The 21809-nt window shown below is 45.7% G+C and carries 19 protein-coding genes; 4 read left to right on the top strand and 15 right to left on the bottom strand.

The window, feature by feature from the left end; genetic code table 11:
• Window positions 1-12: 12 nt before the first annotated feature.
• Entirely contained in the window at window positions 13-273 is a 261-nt protein-coding gene (locus WA381_RS05475; RefSeq protein ID WP_039228309.1) for a hypothetical protein, read from the top strand.
• Window positions 274-353: 80 nt separating this feature from the next.
• On the opposite strand, the gene WA381_RS05470 is transcribed toward WA381_RS05475, so the two are convergent.
• The 11 genes from WA381_RS05470 to murJ all read right to left on the bottom strand — a co-directional run bounded on the left by WA381_RS05470 (window position 354) and on the right by murJ (window position 15020).
• Window positions 354-818, bottom strand: coding sequence for a type IV pilin protein (locus WA381_RS05470; RefSeq protein WP_014950123.1), 465 nt, complete (start codon window positions 816-818; stop codon window positions 354-356).
• Between the two features lie 2 nt (window positions 819-820).
• Entirely contained in the window at window positions 821-4891 is a 4071-nt protein-coding gene (locus tag WA381_RS05465; protein WP_156086652.1) for a PilC/PilY family type IV pilus protein, read from the bottom strand.
• 8 nt (window positions 4892-4899) lie between these two features.
• Window positions 4900-5463, bottom strand: a complete 564-nt coding sequence (locus WA381_RS05460; protein WP_014950125.1) for a PilX N-terminal domain-containing pilus assembly protein — start codon at window positions 5461-5463, stop codon at window positions 4900-4902.
• Window positions 5460-6317 carry a PilW family protein gene (locus tag WA381_RS05455; RefSeq protein WP_014950126.1) on the bottom strand — a complete coding sequence of 286 codons (858 nt, stop codon included), beginning with the start codon at window positions 6315-6317 and terminating at the stop codon, window positions 5460-5462. The genes WA381_RS05460 and WA381_RS05455 overlap by 4 nt, the downstream gene beginning before the upstream one ends.
• Window positions 6314-6964 carry a pilus assembly protein PilV gene (locus tag WA381_RS05450; protein ID WP_080590400.1) on the bottom strand — a complete coding sequence of 217 codons (651 nt, stop codon included), beginning with the start codon at window positions 6962-6964 and terminating at the stop codon, window positions 6314-6316. Before WA381_RS05450 ends, WA381_RS05455 begins: the two co-directional genes overlap by 4 nt.
• A gap of 395 nt (window positions 6965-7359) precedes the next feature.
• Window positions 7360-8304, bottom strand: coding sequence for a 4-hydroxy-3-methylbut-2-enyl diphosphate reductase (gene ispH / locus WA381_RS05445; protein ID WP_014977011.1), 945 nt, complete (start codon window positions 8302-8304; stop codon window positions 7360-7362).
• A 2-nt stretch (window positions 8305-8306) separates the two neighbouring features.
• Complete coding sequence (fkpB, locus tag WA381_RS05440; protein ID WP_014950129.1) at window positions 8307-8774, bottom strand: FKBP-type peptidyl-prolyl cis-trans isomerase; 468 nt, start codon at window positions 8772-8774, stop codon at window positions 8307-8309.
• Window positions 8775-8788: 14 nt separating this feature from the next.
• Entirely contained in the window at window positions 8789-9337 is a 549-nt protein-coding gene (lspA, locus tag WA381_RS05435) for a signal peptidase II (protein ID WP_014977012.1), read from the bottom strand.
• Window positions 9330-12149: an isoleucine--tRNA ligase gene (gene ileS, locus WA381_RS05430; protein WP_156086653.1), complete on the bottom strand. Its 2820-nt coding sequence runs from the start codon at window positions 12147-12149 to the stop codon at window positions 9330-9332. The genes lspA and ileS overlap by 8 nt, the downstream gene beginning before the upstream one ends.
• 270 nt (window positions 12150-12419) lie before the next feature.
• Window positions 12420-13340 (bottom strand): bifunctional riboflavin kinase/FAD synthetase, encoded by a 921-nt coding sequence (gene ribF, locus WA381_RS05425; protein WP_156086654.1) that lies wholly within the window; start codon window positions 13338-13340, stop codon window positions 12420-12422.
• Window positions 13341-13460: 120 nt separating this feature from the next.
• A complete protein-coding gene (gene murJ, locus WA381_RS05420) occupies window positions 13461-15020 on the bottom strand; it encodes a murein biosynthesis integral membrane protein MurJ (protein ID WP_110289220.1) in 1560 nt (519 codons plus the stop codon).
• A gap of 450 nt (window positions 15021-15470) precedes the next feature.
• Here murJ and rpsT point away from each other — a divergent pair, with 450 nt between their 5' ends.
• A complete protein-coding gene (rpsT, locus tag WA381_RS05415) occupies window positions 15471-15734 on the top strand; it encodes a 30S ribosomal protein S20 (protein WP_014950134.1) in 264 nt (87 codons plus the stop codon).
• A gap of 182 nt (window positions 15735-15916) precedes the next feature.
• Here the strand turns inward: rpsT and WA381_RS05410 are convergent, their stop codons facing one another.
• From WA381_RS05410 to WA381_RS05395, 4 genes are all read right to left on the bottom strand, one after another.
• A complete protein-coding gene (locus WA381_RS05410; protein WP_039228321.1) occupies window positions 15917-16669 on the bottom strand; it encodes an SDR family oxidoreductase in 753 nt (250 codons plus the stop codon).
• Window positions 16669-17799, bottom strand: coding sequence for a phosphotransferase family protein (locus WA381_RS05405; RefSeq protein WP_156086655.1), 1131 nt, complete (start codon window positions 17797-17799; stop codon window positions 16669-16671). The genes WA381_RS05410 and WA381_RS05405 overlap by 1 nt, the downstream gene beginning before the upstream one ends.
• Before the next feature lie 194 nt (window positions 17800-17993).
• Window positions 17994-18824: an SDR family oxidoreductase gene (locus WA381_RS05400; protein WP_156086656.1), complete on the bottom strand. Its 831-nt coding sequence runs from the start codon at window positions 18822-18824 to the stop codon at window positions 17994-17996.
• 127 nt (window positions 18825-18951) lie between these two features.
• Window positions 18952-19851: a bile acid:sodium symporter family protein gene (locus WA381_RS05395; RefSeq protein ID WP_156086657.1), complete on the bottom strand. Its 900-nt coding sequence runs from the start codon at window positions 19849-19851 to the stop codon at window positions 18952-18954.
• 119 nt (window positions 19852-19970) lie between these two features.
• Between WA381_RS05395 and WA381_RS05390 the strand changes: the two genes are divergently transcribed.
• Together WA381_RS05390 and WA381_RS05385 are read left to right on the top strand one after the other, a co-directional pair.
• Window positions 19971-20876, top strand: coding sequence for a LysR family transcriptional regulator (locus tag WA381_RS05390; RefSeq protein WP_101565259.1), 906 nt, complete (start codon window positions 19971-19973; stop codon window positions 20874-20876).
• 103 nt (window positions 20877-20979) lie between these two features.
• Window positions 20980-21777, top strand: coding sequence for a UDP-2,3-diacylglucosamine diphosphatase (locus tag WA381_RS05385; protein ID WP_014979808.1), 798 nt, complete (start codon window positions 20980-20982; stop codon window positions 21775-21777).
• The last annotated feature ends 32 nt before the right edge of the window (window positions 21778-21809 follow it).

Genomic DNA, 21809 nt, shown 5'->3' with positions numbered 1-21809 from the left:
GGATCCTCAAAGATGCCTAAATTGAAAAATACAGGAAGTATTTTAATTGAAGTGTTGCTGGCACTGCTTATTTTAACAAGCACTACCACCTATCTACTTGCCACTCGCATTGATTCTAGGCTTCTCTTTCAAGTGACTTTGGATGAAAACGCTGAGCACAATGGCTCATTGAATTCGGACCGACTCGCCTTGGTTAACGACCCGGTTGACCAACGTTGGGATGACATCGCAATATTTGGTGAACCGTCATTACTGGTAATTTCAGCCCAATAGCACATCAACGCCACGTTTTTTAAGGCGTCAAAACGACCTGTGGCATTAATCGCTTAACGAATATCTACCAGTATTAATAATTAGCATGACCAGCAATATTCATCGGACTCAAGGGATCCATTGTTATTTTTATCCCAACCCTTTCTCCCATCACTGAAGTAAAACAACGTGCCATCTGATGCTTGACCTGTGCCGCTGACTGGCGTTGCCCTCAACTCATAAGCTGTTGCGCTGGCCGCTTGTATAGTTAAATTATAACGGCGATTTGCTTGGGGCTCAGAAGACGGAGAATAAGTAGAAAAAACGGCTGGCGCGCCGGTGTTTGCGCCACCACTTGCCGCACCTTCATAACTGAAAGAACCACTGTGATGACGTTCCATTGCAGATGCGAACCCCAACAAGTCAGCCTGCCCTGTGCCGCGGTATCCATCGGCAATAACACCTTGGTAAGAAGGGTATGCAATGGCGGCAATAATGCCCACTATCGCCACAACTATCATAAGCTCAATTAATGAAAATCCGCTCTCTGTTTTTTTATGCTTCACAATTATTCCCTCTCTGTTTCTGAGTGCCAACTACCACGCTGAATTCGCTCGAATCTTCCGTAAATATTTTCAGCTAAACACTCAAATGCGTTAGTACATGCCTCGTCGTTGCCATCTTCATCAACGTCAATCACTGCTGAGACACATTCAGTACCCAAGCAAACCACTGGACTCACAATATCTTCTATAAGAATTTTGGTCTCTGGTGCGATGCCAGTTTGTTTTAATTCTGCTGAACGGTCAGCGTCGTTAACTTCTCCGTCATTATTTACATCTGTGACGGCGTTGCCATTAAACATACTGACTAAATAAGCGCGACTATTACCCGTGGGCGGAGCACATGCACTGGTACTACTCACCGCCGGAACATAGGTCGTAAAGAACACCTTGTAATCGATAATTAGCGGAGAAGACAGTACCTTTTCACCGTTAGTGGTTAAATTCAAATACCACCCAGCCTTGTTAGCAAAGTCCTGTGAAGCCAACTCGCGCTCCCCCTCGTCACTACTATTTAAGGCATGACTCGTGGCGTTGTACATTCCACTCTCATAAACCGTTTGCATAAATGTGTAATTCCCATTTACATCACGGTTAAATACGCCGCTGTCTTTAAGCATATAAAAGTTGTCTTCAACTACGGTATCTAGCGGAGATGCACGCCATCCACTGCCAAGGGCTATGCCATAATACAACTCATCGCCTAGCGCTATCTCTGTTACGTCTGGCCCATAGTAGAAATGTCGGTTGGTTTCAGCTGTGTCGCCACCGAAGTCAGCAATGCGCGCACCTTTTATAAAATTCGTACCTGAATTTCCATTATAGATGTCTAACCTAAACAACTGGCCGCCCATATCGGCCACATACATATGGTCCGCAAACCCATCGTTATCCCTATCAATAACTGAAATTCGCCCTGGAACGCTGTATGTCATATTCGTTAAGTTTAAATCCGCATCTTCATTACTTGCATGCCACAAGAGGCTGCCAGTATCAGCGTCGAACATAAACACAGCATTGCCAACGACATCATTTGCTCGGATAGCACGATCATCTTGTGCGTCATCGTAGCCACCGCCAACAATCATGACATTTTTAACTTGTCCGCCCATGTTCACTTTAGTGATTGTTGGTCTCGACCACGTCTGGCCCAACTTTGCCAGCGTCCCCGCCCCGCCTTCAATTTTGAATTTCAGCGTGGGTGAGGCCTTTTGCGTCACATCAAAGACATAATAATTGCGTCCCCCCCTGCGCATACCAACATAAAGGTACTTGTTGTCTCCAACTGTTCTTAGAATCATGTCACCATCTAAGCCATATTTGTGCTCTAGCGATGATGTGTCTTTATAAAAATGATGTAGATTCTGCAGCAATGTTTTAGGCATGATGGCAAAGTTCTCTTCGCCTGTTGAAGTGTCGAATGAATGCAACATTCCTTGGTTGGTGGCGACAAAAATGGCCGAGTCGTCAGTACCGTAGTTAACAATTATAGGCTGAGAGTGAATGGGATCGCCCATTTGAGAGCGATAGTCAGTTGTACTTCCATCGCCGTTACTGTCTTTTACGTCCACGCCTCGAGTCCACTTTAAGATGGCATCTCTTAGTGCATTCGCGTCAGTTTCATCCTGAATGGCAAGGTCAGCATTCGTTATATTCGTATTGTTTTCGTGTAATTCATTGGCACTTCTTACAATGCTACCCGTATCATTGAACACGTATATATTTCGGTTCCCGCCCAAGCGACTGGCTGCTCCACCTTCACTCACCTCGCTGCCGTCAGCAAGGGTTGACCAATAGCTGTGTGCATTTTCAGCGAAGAATCCCGTAACGCTATCCACCGCATTTAGGCTGTTTTTATCGAGAATTTCATCACCACTTAAGCGATAACGTTTAAGGTTCCCAGGCCAAATCGCCCCTTCGCTCGGCTTAAACAATGCGAAGTATAATTCATCTCTATGGGTTAGACGGTTTAGCTGGTTAACCGCCACACCAGGCGACACAAAGGTTGCATTAATATCTTTTACAGAACGCAAAATAGTATTAAACGCCTCGAGCAAATCCGTACTGTTATCTGCCTGATAGAAACCACCACCACTTTGCAAAGCAAGCTGATTAAGGAAGTTGTTGGCGTTATTGTTCGCCGCAAACCCGATGGTGTGTGTAATAACCCTTGGGCCTATTACTGACGTTGACGCTTCACTGATATTTCTCACTAAATCTAGGCCGCACTTCTCACCGCTACTTCCGGTACAGCTTTTACCAAGTAACGTCTGAATTTTCAAAACACTGTGGTTGTTGTTCGCTTCACCGTCGGACAACAAAACAATGTGGTTGTTCGTTTGGCACTGTAGGTCAGACACTGGCGAAATGTAACTTGCCGGTGTTGGGATCTGCTCAGTGATACAGTCGCTGTCTGACAAGTTGTCTTCCGAGCAGCCCGAAGGCAAAATTGAATCTGCACCTATATAAGAGCTTCTGTGGCTCACACGAGTACTTCTTCGCACAGAGCTGCTAACGTCACTTTCCCCACGTTTTCGCCCATAATCTACGTCTCTACCGCCATAATAGTTAGCCGCTTCCAACAATGTGTCTACTATAGGGGTTAGACCGTTGGCGCTAAGCTCATCTATTTTGCTGATCAAATGTTCACGGACCGTTGCTGAAGCGCCAGGTGTCGCCGAGCCGTTAAACTTCACAATAAGCTTCGGTGCTTTAGATGGCGAGTTGTTATACGTATGCGCACCGCGGTACGACACAAAATCATCAAGAACAAATGCCATATCGTTACCTGACTGCCACCCTGAACGATCAACAATTTGCTTAACAATGTTGCTCACGTCAGGCGTACGGTAGGTATAATTGTTGTAAAAATCAGGCATGGACCAAGTAATACCCGATGTTTTAGGCAAATTTCGTAAGCGGTTACGACGGTCTGGATGAAAATCAGACGCATCATCATCAGCTACGCCCCTAATACGCATACTCGGGTTACCATAGGTCACCGTACTGTAAGCAGTAAACTCAAGATACGCTTCTGTTACTACAGCCCCTTGAGGAATGTTCACATTGCGAAATCGAACGCCTATGTAATCATTGTAAGATGGGTGGAAGGTCAGTTCACTACCGGTATTCGGGTAGCCGTTTACGTTCTCTTCCAAGTTATCTCGTGAACTGGCTACTTGATAAATTGCTTCGCCTTGAACACAGCCCGTAGCGGTAGAGTCATCATAAGTTACCACCAACTGTGGCGCACCACTTTGGCCTACGTCACTGGCTCTTACCTCACGAGAGCTTGCTGAATCGGTGCTAGAGCCTTCTATTAAAATATTAAGGTTCTTGCCGCCACACCATGCCGATAAATCGACGACTTCTTGAATGACTGCACTTATGTCAGGTGTGGTTATCACCTCGCCTGAGGCGGGAAAGCTATTGTCGGTTGCCCACTCAACGTTAGCCGCGGTCTTCGTTCGCGCACTCAAATTGTTCGAAGACGAAGCAAAGGCTGTACTTGATGCCGATGCTTCAGCTGATATAACAAGTGATGTACCCGCCACATTGAATTTTTCTGAAGTAAACCTAATACTGGCATTAACGATTGTCGCGCCTTGAGGTATGTTTAACTCGGTAAAACGCAGACCAGAGGTTACGGTTTGGGTACCGCTGCTTAATACAAGGTCATTGCTGTCAGTGGTAACGCTACCGTCTATTTCATGTGCGTCGTGATCGTCGTCGTTGGTTGAAATGATAATTTCAGGTCTTACCGCTTCATCTATATTGCGAACCGGATAGAGGATTGGGCCACCGTAATCCGAAAAACGCATCAAACCTGCGTTAATATTGGTCGCCGAACCGAGCGCTTCTTTTAGTGCATTCTGTACGCGCAACATTCGAGTTTGGCTGGTGTTATCGTACGATCCCATACTTCCCGATGAGTCCATGATAAACAGCACATTCGGGTTATAGGTTACGGCGTTATTTGCGTTGCCTAGGTAAATATCGAGGTCGTCACCAAACGCAGAGAAACCGATACAGCTAAATAGTGTAATAGAGGCAAGGTAAGTCGAGAGTTTCTTCATATTAATACCTATTGAGACGCAGGGCCAAATACAGAGGCAGCCAAGCTGTTCGCCACAACAGAAGATTTACCCGCCACTTTCCCACATCCTCTGATAATGAATACATGGCAATTGACGTTGCTTCCACCAATCACGTTACTCGAGCCTCGACAAGCCTGCTCTCTGATAAAGGCAGTGCGCGACCAACTCTTTGACGAGGCCTCACTTTGATACGTGCCATCCACCACATGTCTGTCACCAACAGCAAGGCCGCCTTCAGTCATGTATCTGTCAGTCCACTCCCCGTCATCGAAACAGCTCATTGAATCTGCTTCAGGGTCAAACACGTTACCCTGCCGAGCTTCCGAGAGCGGGTCTGTCTTATTCGGGTCGGTAAGTAGGGTTTCATCTTCAGATTCAAAGAAAACGCCCGCGATCGCTGCTTCAGCAGCATCAAAAGCCAAACCACTTTGCTGCATAGACACTGCCATTTTAGACTGAGACAAGCTACTGGTTACCGCGCTTACCCCTAAAACAGTGATTGAAAGCAACACAAGAAGTGCGAATACCATCACTAAGCCTTGTTGTTTCATCGCGAACTCCTGACAAAATTTTTCATATTTCGAAGTGCCAACGTTTTTGAGAACACTTGATAATAATGGGCCGTGTCCATCGTTTTAGATGCTTCGTTTAACAGCGCATATTTCTGAGACTGTGTTTGTCTCACTTCATTTTGATAGCTTTTAAGCATTAGCGCCCAGCGCAGTGACACAACTTGTTGATTAAGCGCTCTTAAATCTTCAATTTCATCTGCGGTTACATACGAAACAGCTTGCCCTTGAGAATTGGTAATGCTGCTTGAAACGCCGAACTGCACTTGGAAACTTTCGACGTTATCGAGCAATGTTACGGTAAGGGGCGATACTGTCTGCACCTTTAGGCCACGAAGTACCCGACCATCATATCCTGTGCACTTAAGTGTACTGCCGCTTACAAAGTAGTGATTAACAACGTGAAACTCTAGACCGCCATAGCCGTGCTGGTTTCCAGTACAATCTTCGTCACTTAGTAGGCTCACAACCAGCTTATCACTGCCGCCACTAGAGGTTTGTATACTGCCTAGTGTCGCGTTGGTAGCGAAATCCCCTGCTACAGCGATGGGGTGATTTTCCACATAGGCCGCTTCGGCAACGATATCAACGGATGTATCCACATCCGCGACTATCTGATCATAACGGCCGACTTCATAGAATTCTGCTGAGAGGCGAGCCATGATAAAGCGGCCTGACTCTTGTACTTGAGCCACGGCTTGATTGAGCTTATTCGTCACGCTACTACTGACGAGCACTTGAATAATCGCGCCTGATATCACTAACCCCAGCGTTAACGTAATCATTAACTCGACAAGGGAGAAACCCTGCTGTGGGCGGTGGCGACGTGCATTCATAATGTAATGTCCTTAAACACACATGCGTTACTGTCACCTTCAGATTCGTTACATCGCGCATTAAGGGTATAGGTCTGATTTCCCGAAGAAGCGACAGGCCACGTCAACAACACTTCTACACGAGAACCTGCACTACAGCTGTAAATATCTGCCGTATTGTTGTCGTCACACGATACCGACACTTTAGTTTGAGGATTGGTTTGTACTGCTGAGCACGATAGCGCCCAGCCATCGTACTCAGCCATCTGTGCTTCAGTACAGGCCTGGCCTTCGCAATTTGGGATCCCTGCCGGCCTTGCCAGACAGTAGCAGTGATAAGGGTGAGACGAGCCAGAACAACTTAACGTGGCAAAATTATAGGTATCGCTAGAGAAGTACGCATTGTTGACTACCATGCCGTCTCCCACTGTTGCTGGGCGAGCGGCGGCTCTCAATCGTTCTGCAACTTGTGCTGCCACCATCTCGGCCTGAGTTCGGCTTATTGCGTCTTTATTGGCAAAAGAGCCCGTAAACTGGAGCGCAGCAACACCCAGTAAGCCCACAGCTAATATAAATAAGGTGATTAAAATCTCTATAAGACCTGCACCGCGTTGTGCGCGAATATGACTTCCCTTCACTCGCTTCATTATCACCTTTTCAGCAATCATCTTTTTTTGCCATATACCTAACATTCAAATTGGTGTTATCACCAATGTAGTATAGTAAGACAAAAGCGTATAACACTGGGTATCAATGGTTATTAAAACGTATAATTTTCTGTGACCTGTTCTAGCAAGCAAGTACAAGGCAGACTGTTCAACCACTTTATCTTTAAAGTAGCAGGCTCTAAATGGTTAGCGTGCTATAACACCGCTTTACGATGTACGTTTACGGCATAAAAGGTGCTACCTTAAAGCCGAACCGTGTAGCCTGTTCATGTTAAAATACCCAGTTCTAAAGGTATTATTATCCATTCGCAACTTGTTGAATTTCCAGTAGACAAAAGCATAAAAAAACACCGCAACTAAGTGCGGTGTTTTTTTATTTTGATAGTGCGGATAAATTAAACGACCTGTTTAACACGCAGCTCTTTAGGTACAGCAAATTCCACATTCTCTTCGCGTCCAGCACGCTCAGAAGCTGAAACAGCACCCCACGCTTTGAGCTTGTTTACCACACCTTGCACTAACACTTCCGGTGCAGACGCGCCTGCAGTAACGCCAATATGCTCTACACCTTCTAGCCATTCCTCTTGAATGCAATTAGCGTCAGCAATCAAATACGCTTTTGCGCCAATTTTTTCAGCCAACTCGCGAAGACGGTTCGAGTTTGAGCTATTCTGTGCACCAACAACCAGTAATACCTGACAATCTTGGGCTAGGTCGCGCACCGCGTCTTGGCGATTCTGCGTGGCATAGCAAATGTCGTCTTTTCTCGGACCATTGATTTTGGGGAACTTAGCGCGAAGTGCATCAATAACATCGGCGGTATCATCAACAGACAGCGTAGTTTGGCTGCAATAATAAAGGTTGGTCGGATCTTTAACTTCAAGCGTTGCCACATCAGCTTCAGATTCAACTAAATAAATACCGCCATCTTCATTGCTGTACTGCCCCATGGTGCCCTCTACTTCAGGGTGACCAGCATGACCAATCAAGATACATTCAGTGCCCGTTTTGCTAGCGCGGGTAACTTCCATATGTACTTTCGTCACTAAGGGGCACGTGGCATCAAAGACCTTTAAACCGCGATTTTCCGCTTCTTTTCTTACCGCTTGCGATACGCCATGGGCAGAAAATATTACTATGCTGTCGTCTGGTACTTCGTGAAGCTCATCAACAAATAGCGCACCACGCTCACGTAGCCCATCTACCACAAATTTATTGTGTACCACTTCGTGGCGTACATAGATGGGCGGCTCGAACATTTCAAGCGCGCGTTCAACGATGGTGATAGCTCTATCAACGCCCGCGCAGAAACCACGAGGGTTAGCTAAATGAATTTGCATAACTAGTTTCCACCTTGTGCTGACACGCCAGGTTTAACATCAATAATTTCAACGTCAAAGATAACCGTTTGCCCTGCTAGCGGGTGATTGAAGTCTACCGTAACAGAGTCTCCAGCAGCACTTCGAATAATCCCCGGAATCTCTGAACCGTCAGGCTGAGCAAACGCTAAAATCATGCCTTCCTCAACTTGCAAATCTGCACCAAAGCGGCTTCTATCCATATAGTGAATATTATTCGGATCAGACTGGCCGAATGCATCTTCAGGGCCTAATTTAAATGACTTTTTGTCACCTTTTTTAAGCCCAAGTAAACACGCTTCAAAATTCGGCGTAAGGCTACCGTCACCCATCACCATTTTGGCAGGTTTGTTGTTTACACGAGTACTGTCAGCGGCAGAGCCATCTTCTAGCTTTAAATCAAAGTGAAGAATAACTTCGTTATCAGCACCAATTATCAATGAGTCTGTCATAACCTTTCCGAATACTACTTAATGGTTTCGCTATTGTCCGCGGCACTGGCTCGCGCGTCTGCACCGTTCCCTTCACTTTTTTTGTCGCCATTTTTAAACATGTCGATAATAAGTAAGGCTGCGCCTATAAATATTGCGCTGTCGGCAATGTTAAACGCTGGCCAGTGGTAATTGTTTACGTAAAAATCTAAAAAGTCGATGACATAACCATGGACTAAACGGTCGTAAACGTTACCTAGTGCACCACCTAGAATAAAGGCAAACGCAACGGGCAGCATTTTTTGCGAACGGGGTGACTGCTTCAGCCACCACAAAATCACTACACTTACTACAACAGCAATGGCAGTAAAGAACCAGCGCTGCCAGCCACCTGCATTTTCTAAAAAGCTAAATGCGGCGCCGTAATTGTGTACGTAAGTAAAGTTAAAAAACGGCAATACCTGTATCGACTGATACAAGGACATACTGTCGATAACCGTGTACTTACTCCATTGGTCGAGGATAAACGCAATTGCGCTTATCCACAAAAAACGCAAGCCTGTTTCGCGAAAAAGCTTAAGCATAGTGGCGTTCTTCTCCGTCACCGTCAATGTTTGTCACACAGCGACCACAAAGCTCTTCGTGGCCTTCATGTGAGCCCACATCTTCACGGTGATGCCAGCAGCGAACACACTTTTCACCGCTTGCTTTATTAACGCTCAACCATAAACCTTCTACGTCTGTGGCTTTCGTATCAGACGGTGCACCGTCAACTTTCGTTAGCGTAACGCCTGATGTAATAAGTACGAAGCGTAGCTCGTCTTCAAGCTTTGCGAGTACGTTGTACAATGACTCGGTAGCATAAAGCGAAATACTCGCTTCTAGTGAGCCTCCTAGCTCGCCATCTTTACGCGCCTGTTCCATGGCCTGGTTTGCGGCATCTTTTACGCTTAGCACTTGATGCCATAGGGCATCGTTAAACGTATCGCTTTGCGTGAAGTTATTAAACCCTTCGTACCAGGTTTCAGTGAATACAAACTCGCTGCGCTCACCTGGTAGCGTTTCCCAGATTTCTTGAGCAGTAAAGCTGGTAATAGGCGCCATCCAGCGAACCAATGCTTCAATGATATGATACATGGCCGTTTGGCATGAACGACGGGCTAACCCATCTGCTTTAGCGGTGTACTGGCGGTCTTTAATCACGTCTAAATAGAATGAGCCCAGCTCAATTGAGCAGAAGTGCGTAAGCTTCTGTGACACTACCAGCAAGTCGTAGTTGTCATACGCTTCGATAAGCTCTTCTTGAAGTGCCTTAGCACGAGCAACAATCCAGCGGTCAAGCGCGACCATATTTTCTTCTGCAACCGCATCTTCAACCGAGAAACCGTTCAGGTTCGCTAGCAAGAAGCGTGCAGTGTTACGTACGCGGCGGTAGCCATCTGCAGCACGCTTTAAGATTTCATCCGATACCGCAATCTCGCCGCGATAGTCAGTAGATGCTACCCATAGACGAAGGATGTCTGCGCCTAATTTGTTAGTCACTTCCTGAGGTGCCACAACGTTACCTACCGACTTCGACATTTTTCTGCCGTGGGCATCTACCGTAAAGCCGTGTGTTAGCACTTCTTTATAAGGCGCGTGACCGTGCATGGCAGTTGATGACATAAGCGAAGACATAAACCAACCGCGATGCTGGTCAGAACCTTCAAGATATAAATCGGCAGAGGCCGGAATGTCATCGCGACGATCGACAACGAAGTAATGCGTTACACCCGAGTCAAACCAAACGTCTAAGGTATCGGTCACTTTTTCATAGTTGTCTAATTCGCTACCAAGCAGGGCTGCATCATCAAGATCCCACCACGCTTGAATGCCTTTAGCTTCTACTTCTTGTGCCACCTTTTCCATTAACGCCGCAGACTCTGGGTGGATTTCACCGGTAAGTTTGTGCACATACAAAGGAATAGGCACGCCCCACGTACGTTGACGAGAGATACACCAATCTGGACGACCTTCAACCATTTTCTCAATGCGGTTTTGGCCCCAATCTGGGATCCACTTGGTTTGCTTAATTTGTTCAAGTGATTCAGCGCGAAGGCCTTTTTTATCCATGCTTACAAACCACTGAGGCGTAGCGCGGAAAATAATTGGCGTTTTGTGGCGCCAGCAATGCGGGTAGCTGTGCTCGTATTTTACGTTTAGGACAAGGTTGCCCTTCTCTTTAACCGTTTCGATAATTTCATCGTTGGCTTTAAATACAAACTGACCTGCAAACAGCGGTGTGTTTTCGAGGTACACGCCATTGTTACCTACCGGATTGTACACTTCGATATCGTATTGCTTGCCCACGTTAAAATCGTCAACACCATGAGCTGGCGCTGTGTGTACACAACCTGTACCAGAATCAGTTGTAACGTGGTCGCCTAGAATTAACGGTACTTCAAGATCTAAGAATGGGTGATTAACCTTAAGCTTATCAAGCGCAGCACCAGTACAGGTTGCCACTTCGCGGAATTCCTCAACGCCGTAGCGGCTCATGCAGCTTTCAAGCAGGTCCTGCGCTACCACTAGCCATTCGTTTGAAGGCTGAACTTCAACAATTGCATAGGTAAGCTCTGGGTGTAAGCTGATTGCACGGTTGGCCGGCAGTGTCCAGGGAGTGGTGGTCCAGATAACAACACCTGCTTTATGTGAGGTTAAATCACCTTCAGATACGCCAAACGCTTCTGCGATAGCGGCCACATCAGCCACTGGGAACTTAACGTCGATTGCCGGTGATACTTTGTCTTTGTATTCAACTTCTGCTTCAGCAAGTGCTGAACCACAATCTGTACACCAGTGAACAGGTTTGAAGCCCTTTTCTAAGTGACCAGAGTCTACAATTTTACTTAATGCACGAATGATGTCGGCTTCAGATTTGAAGTCCATCGTTTTGTATGGGTTATCCCATTCACCAAACACACCTAAGCGTTTAAAGTCAGCCATTTGGCCGTCAATTTGCTTTTGTGCGTATTCGCGACACTTCTGGCGAAATTCAGCCGCAGTAACTTTCTTACCTGGCTTACCAACTTTCTTTTCTACCATCAATTCAATCGGCAAACCGTGACAGTCCCATCCAGGAACGTACGGAGAATCGAAGTCAGAAAGGTTTTTCGACTTTACAATAATATCTTTGAGAATTTTGTTAACCGCGTGACCAATGTGAATATCGCCATTTGCATAAGGAGGGCCATCGTGAAGAATAAATGGCTTTTTGCCTATTTTCGCTTCACGAATTTTGCTGTATACCCCTTTTTCCTGCCAGTCTTTAAGCATTTTCGGCTCGCGCTGAGCAAGGTTACCGCGCATAGGAAACGCAGTTTCTGGAAGGTTCAGTGTGGCTTTGTAATCACTCATAAAATTGTATTATCCGGTTACCTTAATTTTCACCCAATGCACTAACACATTGTGAAGGCGATATTCATTTTGCGATGTTCAAATTAAAACGCTGAATGTAAAAGGTTCAACGTAAAACTGTGTGTCGTTCTTACTAGCGCAAGGCTGACGTTAAATGTTCTAGCACAGTGACTTACTTACGCGTTTCGCGAACAAGGATCCACGTTTAAAAAAATCGAGCTCAATAAAACTGATACGCGCAAAAACTTTTCGTGACTTTATCACGTTTAACTATGCTAATAACAGACGCGCTTGTGCTGCATCTGCTTGAATTTGATCTTTCAACGCCTCAAAAGAATCAAATTTAATTTCATCTCTTATTTTTGCCATCGGAAACACCGTAATTGGCTTGCCGTAAAGGTCAGATGACAAATCAAAAATATGGACTTCTAACTGGTTTCTTACCCCGTTAACAGTAGGACGGGTACCAATGTTCGCAACGCCGTTATAGTGTTTACCATCTACGTCGACACGAACTGCGAACACGCCCTGAATTGGCGTTTTTTGGCGTTTTAGCATGACATTCGCGGTGGGAAAACCAATGGTGCGACCTTTTTTCTCGCCGTGAACCACCCTACCGTGAATAGCAAACGGGCGCCCTAGCATTTCGGTAGACAAACCGAAGTCGCTGTCAGCCAACGCTTCTCGCACCGCGGTAGAGCTTATTCGATGGGCATGCATGGTAAAACTGTGGGTGCTTACTACTTCGAAACCGTATTGGCGACCTGCCGCCTCGAGCATTTCGAAATCCCCTTTGCGGCCATTGCCAAAACGGAAATCGTCGCCAACAACAAGAAATTTAACACCCAGTTTGTCCACCAATAAATCGTGAACGAAGGTATCGGCACTTTGCTTAGCAAACTCCGCGTTAAATCGCACAGCAAGCAGTCTGTCGACACCTTGTTGGCGCAGCAACTCGTACTTTTCGCGAAGAGGGCTTATACGCGCTGGTGCTTTATCAGGCATAAAGACTTCTTCAGGCTGAGGTTCGAACACCATTACGGTGGCAGGAAGTGATAGCGATTTCGCTTTTTCAAGCACGTTAGCCAACACAGCTTGATGACCACGGTGTACGCCGTCGAACTTGCCAATAGTGAGCACACACCCTTTATGGTGCGGTTTTACATTGTTTAGCCCGCGGATAAATTCCACTGTTAGCCACTACCTTTTAACTGCTAGAAAATCAAAGCTCGCGATTATAGCCGACCGCGAGCACAATACCAAGCACACGGGCCATTCTGGCTCCATGCTCTATTTCGCATCTATTGAATACTAATCGCCGCCGCTTCTGAAATGCCTGGGTCGCATGCCCAGCACCACCATGGTGGTCACAAACAATATAACCGACAGCGAAATGGTTATTCCTACCTCTAACATTTGGGCGGAAAGAGACAATTCAAAGAAAGCTAAGCCTTGATCGCGATAATAAATAAGCCCGCCCATGGCAGCACTTGCAATAACCACACGGGCAATAAACAAAACCGATGTGCGGCTTAACGCAAATACACCTTGTTTATGCAGCGTAATATAAAGCAAAGCGGCGTTAAGCGTAGCTGACATACTGGTAGCGACAGCAAGCCCTACATAACCAAACGGAATCGCTAAAATAAGGTTAAACACCATGTTTGCGACCATACACCAAATACCAAATTTCACTGGCGTCTTGGTGTCTTGGCGGGAATAAAACCCTGGTGCAAGAATTTTTACCAGCATAAAGCTGAGCAAGCCAAACGAGTACGCGGTAAGCGAGTAAGACGCCATAATGGCGGTTTCTGCAGTAAACGCGCCCCGCTGAAAAATAACGGTCAAAATAGGCCTTGCCATCACGCCAAGCCCCACTGCAGCAGGTATGCCTAATAAACACACCATGCGAAACGCCCAATCGATATTCGCAGCAAACGCTTTGGGGTTATTACTAACGTGGTTTCGGGATAGCGTAGGTAAAATGACTGTTGCGATGGCAATACCAAACAACCCTAGGGGAAATTCAAGCAGCCTGTCTGAATAGTATAACCAGCTAATAGAACCGGTAACTAAAAAGCTGGCGATGAAGGTATCAAACAACAAATTGATTTGCCCTACTGACACACCGAATAAGGCTGGGATCATCAGAGTGCGTACTTTTACCACGTTTTCGTCATGCCAGCCCCACTTTGGCTTTACCAAGAGCCCTGCCCTGAACAAAAACGGTAGTTGAAACAAGAACTGTACAATACCGCCGATAAACACACCCCACGCTAGCGCGTATGCGGGTTGATTAAGCGTAGGTGCTAAGTATATTGCGCATGCAATAATGCATACGTTAAGTAAAACGGGGGTGAAGGCAGCAACCGCAAACTTATTGAGCGTATTGAGTATCGCCCCTGCCAACCCAGTCAGAGAGATAAACGCCAAATAAGGAAAGGTAATTTTTAACATGGTCGACGCGAGCACAAACTTATCTCCGGCCTCGTCCCCTTCGAGCCACGCCACAAACCAGCCTGTACCAAATAAAGCCGCCAAAACAGGAGATGCTATTACCCCTATAATAGAAACTACAAAAACAATAGCGCCTAATGTACCGCTGACTTTTGCAACGAACTCTCTAAGCTGCTTTTTATCGTCGTTCTCGTGGACTTCGGTTAATACCGGAATAAACGCTTGTGCAAATGCACCTTCAGCGAATAGACGACGAAGAAAATTAGGAATTTTGTTAGCAAAGAAAAATACATCAGCGGCTGCTCCATCGCCCATAAGCTTGGCAACAACAACATCACGTACCAAGCCTAATACTCGCGAGACCAAGGTCATAATACTGACGATAAGACCAGATTTTATTAACTTCCGTGACACGTCACACTTCCAATAAGAGGTAAAGAATAGGCTGAATAGCATCAGCCATTTGAAAGATAGTCAAAGGCGTCTGCTAACCGCAAAGCGGCAACGCTAGGTTGCAAGCGAGCCATAATAACTAAAGGCTATCGCAGGCGAAACGATTTCTTCAAAATAGTTGTGCATCTTTAACAACTTTCTTGTTATAATCCGCGCCCGGTATGGGGTGCTGTCGTTTATGCATGTCTATCGCTAAAATGTCTTGAAAGAATATCACTACGAATCTCTTTCAAAAAATGTCGCAGAGAAATGTCGCAAAGAATGTGCAACGTGTTGAGCATACTTTGTGTTCAATAGCTTGCGCGTTTTAACGCGGAACGATTTAAGTTTTAAATCGTTTGACATTTGGGCGTTTGGTAGGCACAATCCGCACCCTCGTTTTTGACATGAATTTATTTTGGGAGTTACACCTTGGCTAACATTAAGTCTGCTAAGAAGCGTGCAATCCAAGCCGAAAAGCGTCGTCAGCACAACGCTAGCCGTCGTTCAATGACTCGTACAAGCATCAAGAAAGTTATCGCTGCAATTGCAAGCGGTGACAAAGAAGCGGCACAAGCTGCACTTACTGCTGCTACTCCAGTACTTGACAGAATGGCTACTAAAGGCTTGATTCACAAGAACAAAGCTGCTCGTCATAAGAGCCGTCTAGCTGCACAAATCAAAGCACTAGGTTAATCTTTACGATTAGTAGTTAAAAAAGCGCCCTTCGGCGCTTTTTTTGTATCTGTAATCGACGCTAACTAGCATGGGTTACTGATTCCAAATTTAGACTTAAAGGCATAAAGCCCACCACTAGGCGAGCTTTGTCACTAGATAAAAAGTCTTTGCGGTGTGTTCCTCCCCCAGCTATCCACTTATCAGCTCATCTTCCTTATTGAGCTTGCCGGTGCAATACGCATGATCCAGTGAAGGATGGCCCACGGCCAGCTTGGCACAAACGCATTCGCTTTTTCTTTATTGATTGCATTGACCATCGCGCGACAGCCCACATCGGTATCAACAATAAACGGTACTTTTTCCACCTTTTCGTTTATTTCGCTGCGAATAAAACCGGGGTGAATACAGGTGACGTTAATTGGCGTATTCATTACATCCATTCGAATGCCTTCAGTCATAGATGTAAGGCCCGCTTTCGTTGCCGCGTATACTGTCATGGCGCGTCTAAACCCGCGCACCGCGCTTATAGATGAAATCGTCACAAGATGACCACTATTTTGTGCCCTAAAGATAGCCATTGCCGCTTCACATTGTGCTAGCGCCGACACAAAGTTAGTCACCGCCGTTTGCTTGTTAGCGTGGAAATACCCAGTGCCAATAGACGCGCCCTTGCCCATGCCTGCGTTCACAATGACTCTATCAAGGGTTCCCATGTCGGCTTTGAATGCGTCGAATACTTCAAAAACCGTATCGTGATCATTGACATCCAGCGAGCGAATATACACGTCAATGTTTGGGTTAATTGAATGCAATTCGTCTTTCAATTTTTCTAAATTCTCAAAGCGTCTTGCGCATAGGGCTAGGTTACAACCCTGTTTGGCAAACTCAATCGCCATTCCCTTGCCTAGGCCTGAACTCGCGCCTGTGATCAGAATATTGCGTCTTGTTGTCATTATCGTTTTCCTGATGCTTTTATGGCCTTATTACAACGCCACATTAAGTAATGAATGAAGATCCAAAAGTTTTTAAACGCTGGATTATTGGTTTGCTTGTGGTGGTATCGATAGTAAATTTGCTGGGCAATACCGGCTAAACGGAAAAGCCCGTATACCTCGTAAAAGGTAAAATCATCTACATCTATTTCCATCTCTTTGCAGTAGTACGCAACCACCTGCTTTCGAGTTAGCATACCGGGTAAGTGAGTAGGCTGGCGGCGTGTTGATTGAGCCAAAAAGTCATCATCCGCTTGTACCCAATACGCCAAGGTATTACCCAAATCCATAAGCGGGTCGCCCAAGGTCGCCAGTTCCCAGTCCAACACACCGATAATTTGCGTATAGTTATCTGGCTTTAACACCACGTTGTCGAATCGGAAGTCATTGTGGGTAATACAAATGCGTTCATTAGCGGGCATGTGGTTTTCTAGCCAGCGCATTATTTTTTTACCCGAGGGGACATTCCAGGTTTTTGCTTTACTATAGCGTTCGCTCCACCCGCTTATTTGGCGTTCTATGTAGCCAGCACCTTTACCTAAGTGCTCAAGCCCCGCTTTCTTATAATCCACTTTATGAAGCTCGATTAAGCTATCAAGTACATTAGTGCAGAGCTGTTTGGTTTGCTGCTCAGACGTGTTTAAGCCTTTGGGTAAGTTCTTACGTGGTATCACGCCGGTAAACTTCTCCATTACGTAAAACTCTGTGCCCATAACGCTCTCGTCTTCACAAAGTCCAAGCATCTCTGGCACATAGCGATAAACAGGCTTTAACGCATGCTGTAATCGAAACTCCCGCCCCATATCGTGAGCACCTTTAGCTTTAGTACCTGCTGGTGCCCGACGCAAAATTAACGACGTTTTTTCGCTCTGGTTTTGTTTACTGCCTTGATAGTCCAAGCAGTACGTCCAATTAGAAGCGCCCCCAGAATACTGGGTGACTTGAGGCAAGCTATCGCTACTTTGTATCGTGGCCTTCAATGATGGACTCGAGGCACTAATATTTTCCTTAAGCCAATTGTGTACAGCGCTGACGTCTAGCTCTTCGCCTGCACGTACGCTGTCAGCTTTATCTACGACCTGTTGTTGCATATCTCATTCTTCTTGTAATTCTGTTTCAAAGGGCCTATTCAAAGTGCTAACTCACAATCTTTGGCTAGAAGATACTTCTGTTTGTGCCTGTACAAGAGCAGCTCGACAATTATCTTCAGATAGCTTGGCGACAAACACAGGTGAGCGCGTTTCCGTTTTACCTAATTTTGCTTTAAATTTGCTTTAAATTTGCTTTAAATTTGCTTTTCCATTGCACGCTTCATCATCTTCGTTTGATTGAGCATATTTTTGATATAACGCTGGGTTGGCAGCAGCTTCTTTAACAGGAAAGCGCGTTTACCCAGTTTATGGGTAAGAATAAGAAACTGCTTTTTATCGACTTGCTGAAATATGGACTCAGCCACGTCTTCTTTCGTCATGTCTGCTTTGGCAAAGAACTTATTGAGCATTTTGTGCGACGCTGGGTTGCTGCTTCGCATCGACTCATCTAAATTCGTTTTGAAGAAGCTTGGACAAACTACACTAACGTCAATATTGTCAGGTGCTAATTCCAACTTCATGGTTTCAGAAAACGACACGACTGCAGCTTTAACCGCGTTATAACTTCCCATATAAGGAATAGGCGTTAGCCCCGCTTGCGATGCAATATTAATGAAATAGCCGCCGCCTTGCTCTCGCATTAACGGTAAGAGTGCACGACTGACTCTCACCATGCCTAACACATTAATATCAAACACCCACTGCCATTGCTCAATGCTCTCATCTAAAAGGCTGCCACCAGAAGCAACACCCGCATTGTTAAATACGATATCAACACCGCCCCAGCGAGTTTCCAAAGTGCTCGCTAACGTTTGAACATCATTTTCAGAGGTTATATCGCAATGGATGTAAAACGCATTGGCACCTTGGGCGGATAGCGTATTTACTGTTTCTTCGCCTCTTTCTTGGTTAATGTCGGCAATGCAAATATCTAACCCCTCGTCTTTGCCTGCCCACTTTTCCGCCCACTTAAGGGCAATGGCCTGACCTAAGCCGGTAGCGCCACCGGTAATCAATACGCGCATGATGTGTTTCCTAACTGTTCTTGTTTCATTATTCTTGTATCGGCGTTTATGTTTAGTTGCGCTTTATTGTGTTAAGCGCTAATCAGTACTTCACTATTCTTTCTAGTTGACCGCCTTATCAATCCAATCAAACTGATTCCGTCTTTTGCAGTGGCACTGATGGCTGTTCGTCACGCATTTTTCGTTTTGCCCACAGGGCCAATAGTGCGGGCCCGATGTACATTGCTACGCCATATACACCAGGTGCAATCGCGTAATCAGGCGCATCTAAAAAGGTAATACATATCAGCATTGCAAGCGCCGCGTTTTGCACGCCTATTTCAATGGCCAGCGTGAGCGAGTCTTTAAATGCTAGGTTTGAAAGCTTAGCAAGCCCGAGTCCTAACAATACCGATGATAAATTTAACGTTAAGCAAACCAAAAACGCGCTTTCAAAGGACGCGGCTAAATTGTTTCTTTCTGAAACCAGCACGCCCACAATCATAAGCAACATGAAGTACATAGAGAACTGCCGGAAGAAGCTTTCAGTTTTAGTGGCAAACCTGCTGTTAAAGCGACGAATAGTCATGCCTAAAATGACCGGTACAATTGATATACCAACCAGCCCGAGCACTGTTTGAATAATAGAAAAGTCTGGCGCGTTTTCTTTTACAAAGTAATCAAGAGCAAATTGAATGATAAAGGGCGTTGAGAAAACGCAAGCGATGGTAGAAATAGCGGTTAAGCTTACTGAAAGGGCCAGATTTGCTTTTGCGATGTGGCTGATTAAATTACTGGTCGTGCCGCCTGGGCATGCCGCTAAAACCATGACACCAACCGCAATATAATCGGGTAGACCAAAAACAAAGCACAGTCCTAGCGCCAACATAGGCAGCAATATAATTTGCCCTATAAAACCCGTTATTACTGCTTTAGGTGCTTTAAGTAGTCGGGCAAAGTCTGCAAGGGTTAGCGTTAGCCCCATACCAAACATAACAAATGCCAACGCTAGAGGTAACAACACCTCGGTAAGTACAGATGCCTGCATGCACACGCCCCTTACAAAAGAAGCCTCTATAAAAGAAACCTTTTATTAACATTTAAGCCAGTGTACTCTGTTTAATAATAAATAAAAATGATGCCTTATTATAGAAACCCATAAATGATATGCATGGAAAATTAGACCTAAATTTGTTTGTTGTGCTGCGCGCGGTCTACGATCAGGGCAGCATTACGAAAGCCGCCAACGCACTGCATATCACTCAGCCTGCGGTGAGTCACGCCTTAGGTCGTCTGCGAGAGAAATTTGATGATCCGCTGTTTATTCGTCATGGACGACAAGTCGTGCCTACCCCATTTTGCCAAGGCATTATTGCATCGGTTGTGAAATCAATAGAAACCCTTGAAAGTACGTTAAAAGGTAAAGTGGGCTTTGATATAAGTGATAAACCCCGTCAGGTGAACCTTGGCTTGAGAGATATTTTAGAATCTATATTTTTTCCCGTGCTTATTCCTCAGCTTGTTAAACATACTCCCAATATCACGGTGAATAGTAGACAGGTTACCTGGCCCGAGCTTGCTCCCGCGTTAGCCGCTAAAGATCTTGATATCGTAATTGACGCATTAGTTCCCACCAGCCGTGACATTCGTTCACAGTTTATCTGCGAAGAAACGTTTGTCGTGGTATGCGCGCCTAGCAATAGCTACGTAGATAACCCGAGTATCAAGAGCTACTCAGTTGCACAGCATGCGCTTGTATCTTTAAAAGACTCTAAATTAGATACGGTAGATCTAGCCCTTGCTCAGCACAATTTACATCGCAACATCGCATTGCAGTGTGAACACTACTTTGCCGCCGTTAACGTAGTTAGCCAATGCGATCTTTTGCTGACCATGCCAACGCGATTCGCCCAACAATTCAGTAATAAATTCGATATCGAAATTCTGCCCCTTCCATTTGACGTCCCCCCACTCCCCGTACACATGTACTGGCACAAACACGCCGATGAAGACTTAGTGAATGTATGGATGCGAGATAGGCTTTTAGACGTGGCGAGTAAGTTGGGGTTATAGCGCGTATTTGTGTTGCTGTAACACAATGGTCAAGCAAGCGTCACGGTAGTGTCAATTTGCAAACCTATAGTGACGATCCAAGGCATCGCTTTGGGAAACCGCTATGAAAAAGACACACTATCGAACACTTTGGCTTTCTGATATCCATTTAGGAAATCGCGACTGCAAAGCTGAATACTTACTTTCCTTTCTTAATAGCATCACTGTAGACACCCTCTATTTGGTGGGAGATATCGTTGACATGTGGCAAATGACCAAGCAATTTCGCTGGCCACAGGCGCACAATCAAGTCATGCACAAATTCATGCAAATGAGCCAAGACGGCACGCGTGTGGTGTACTTACCCGGCAACCACGATGAACCAATTCAGTCTTATTCTGGTATGGCTTTCGGTGATATAGAAATAGAGCGAGAGTTGGTTCACACCACAGCACAAGGGAAGCGTTATTTAGTCTTACATGGCGATCAGTTCGATGGCGATGTAACTATGGGCAAATTCCATGCGTGGATTGGCGATAAAGGTTACGACCTTTTGCTTTTTCTAAATAGAGAGTTTAATCGCCTACGCGCGTGGCGCAAGCGAGAATACTGGTCACTTGCGGGCTATATTAAAAAACACATTAAAGGAGCGAATGAAGCCATCGCCCGTTATCGAGAAGCATGCTGCAGGCGCGCCGATGAAATGGGGCTCGACGGTGTTGTGTGTGGCCATATTCATCACCCTGAAAGCAGCTTTGAAAACGGCATTCACTACATTAATGATGGGGACTGGATAGAAAACTGCAGTGCACTGTCAGAAGACGTGAACGGTAACTTATCTCTTATTCATTACCTTGATTCATTAGAGTCAGCCACCGTAACACCAATTACAACCAAAACCTCTCGCTCAGAAGCAGCATAGCTGACATTACACAAATGGGGCTGTAACGGCCC

The sequence above is a fragment of the Alteromonas sp. CH_MED4-4 genome, assembly GCF_037029575.1.
Lineage (GTDB): Bacteria > Pseudomonadota > Gammaproteobacteria > Enterobacterales > Alteromonadaceae > Alteromonas > Alteromonas macleodii.
Note: the sequence above shows the minus strand (reverse complement) of the source record. Positions and strands in the feature narration are given on the sequence as shown.

Excerpts from the sequence above, each read along its gene's own strand:
- WA381_RS05475 (WP_039228309.1), top strand. The coding sequence starts at position 13 with ATGCCTAAATTGAAAAATACAGGAAGTATTTTAATTGAAGTGTTGCTG.
- WA381_RS05465 (WP_156086652.1), bottom strand. The coding sequence starts at position 4,891 with ATGAAGAAACTCTCGACTTACCTTGCCTCTATTACACTATTTAGCTGT.
- WA381_RS05460 (WP_014950125.1), bottom strand. The coding sequence starts at position 5,463 with ATGAAACAACAAGGCTTAGTGATGGTATTCGCACTTCTTGTGTTGCTT.
- WA381_RS05455 (WP_014950126.1), bottom strand. The coding sequence starts at position 6,317 with ATGAATGCACGTCGCCACCGCCCACAGCAGGGTTTCTCCCTTGTCGAG.
- WA381_RS05450 (WP_080590400.1), bottom strand. The coding sequence starts at position 6,964 with ATGATTGCTGAAAAGGTGATAATGAAGCGAGTGAAGGGAAGTCATATT.
- ispH (WP_014977011.1), bottom strand. The coding sequence starts at position 8,304 with ATGCAAATTCATTTAGCTAACCCTCGTGGTTTCTGCGCGGGCGTTGAT.
- fkpB (WP_014950129.1), bottom strand. The coding sequence starts at position 8,774 with ATGACAGACTCATTGATAATTGGTGCTGATAACGAAGTTATTCTTCAC.
- lspA (WP_014977012.1), bottom strand. The coding sequence starts at position 9,337 with ATGCTTAAGCTTTTTCGCGAAACAGGCTTGCGTTTTTTGTGGATAAGC.
- ileS (WP_156086653.1), bottom strand. The coding sequence starts at position 12,149 with ATGAGTGATTACAAAGCCACACTGAACCTTCCAGAAACTGCGTTTCCT.
- WA381_RS05410 (WP_039228321.1), bottom strand. The coding sequence starts at position 16,669 with ATGACAACAAGACGCAATATTCTGATCACAGGCGCGAGTTCAGGCCTA.
- WA381_RS05405 (WP_156086655.1), bottom strand. The coding sequence starts at position 17,799 with ATGCAACAACAGGTCGTAGATAAAGCTGACAGCGTACGTGCAGGCGAA.
- WA381_RS05400 (WP_156086656.1), bottom strand. The coding sequence starts at position 18,824 with ATGCGCGTATTGATTACCGGTGGCGCTACCGGCTTAGGTCAGGCCATT.
- WA381_RS05395 (WP_156086657.1), bottom strand. The coding sequence starts at position 19,851 with ATGCAGGCATCTGTACTTACCGAGGTGTTGTTACCTCTAGCGTTGGCA.
- WA381_RS05390 (WP_101565259.1), top strand. The coding sequence starts at position 19,971 with ATGCATGGAAAATTAGACCTAAATTTGTTTGTTGTGCTGCGCGCGGTC.
- WA381_RS05385 (WP_014979808.1), top strand. The coding sequence starts at position 20,980 with ATGAAAAAGACACACTATCGAACACTTTGGCTTTCTGATATCCATTTA.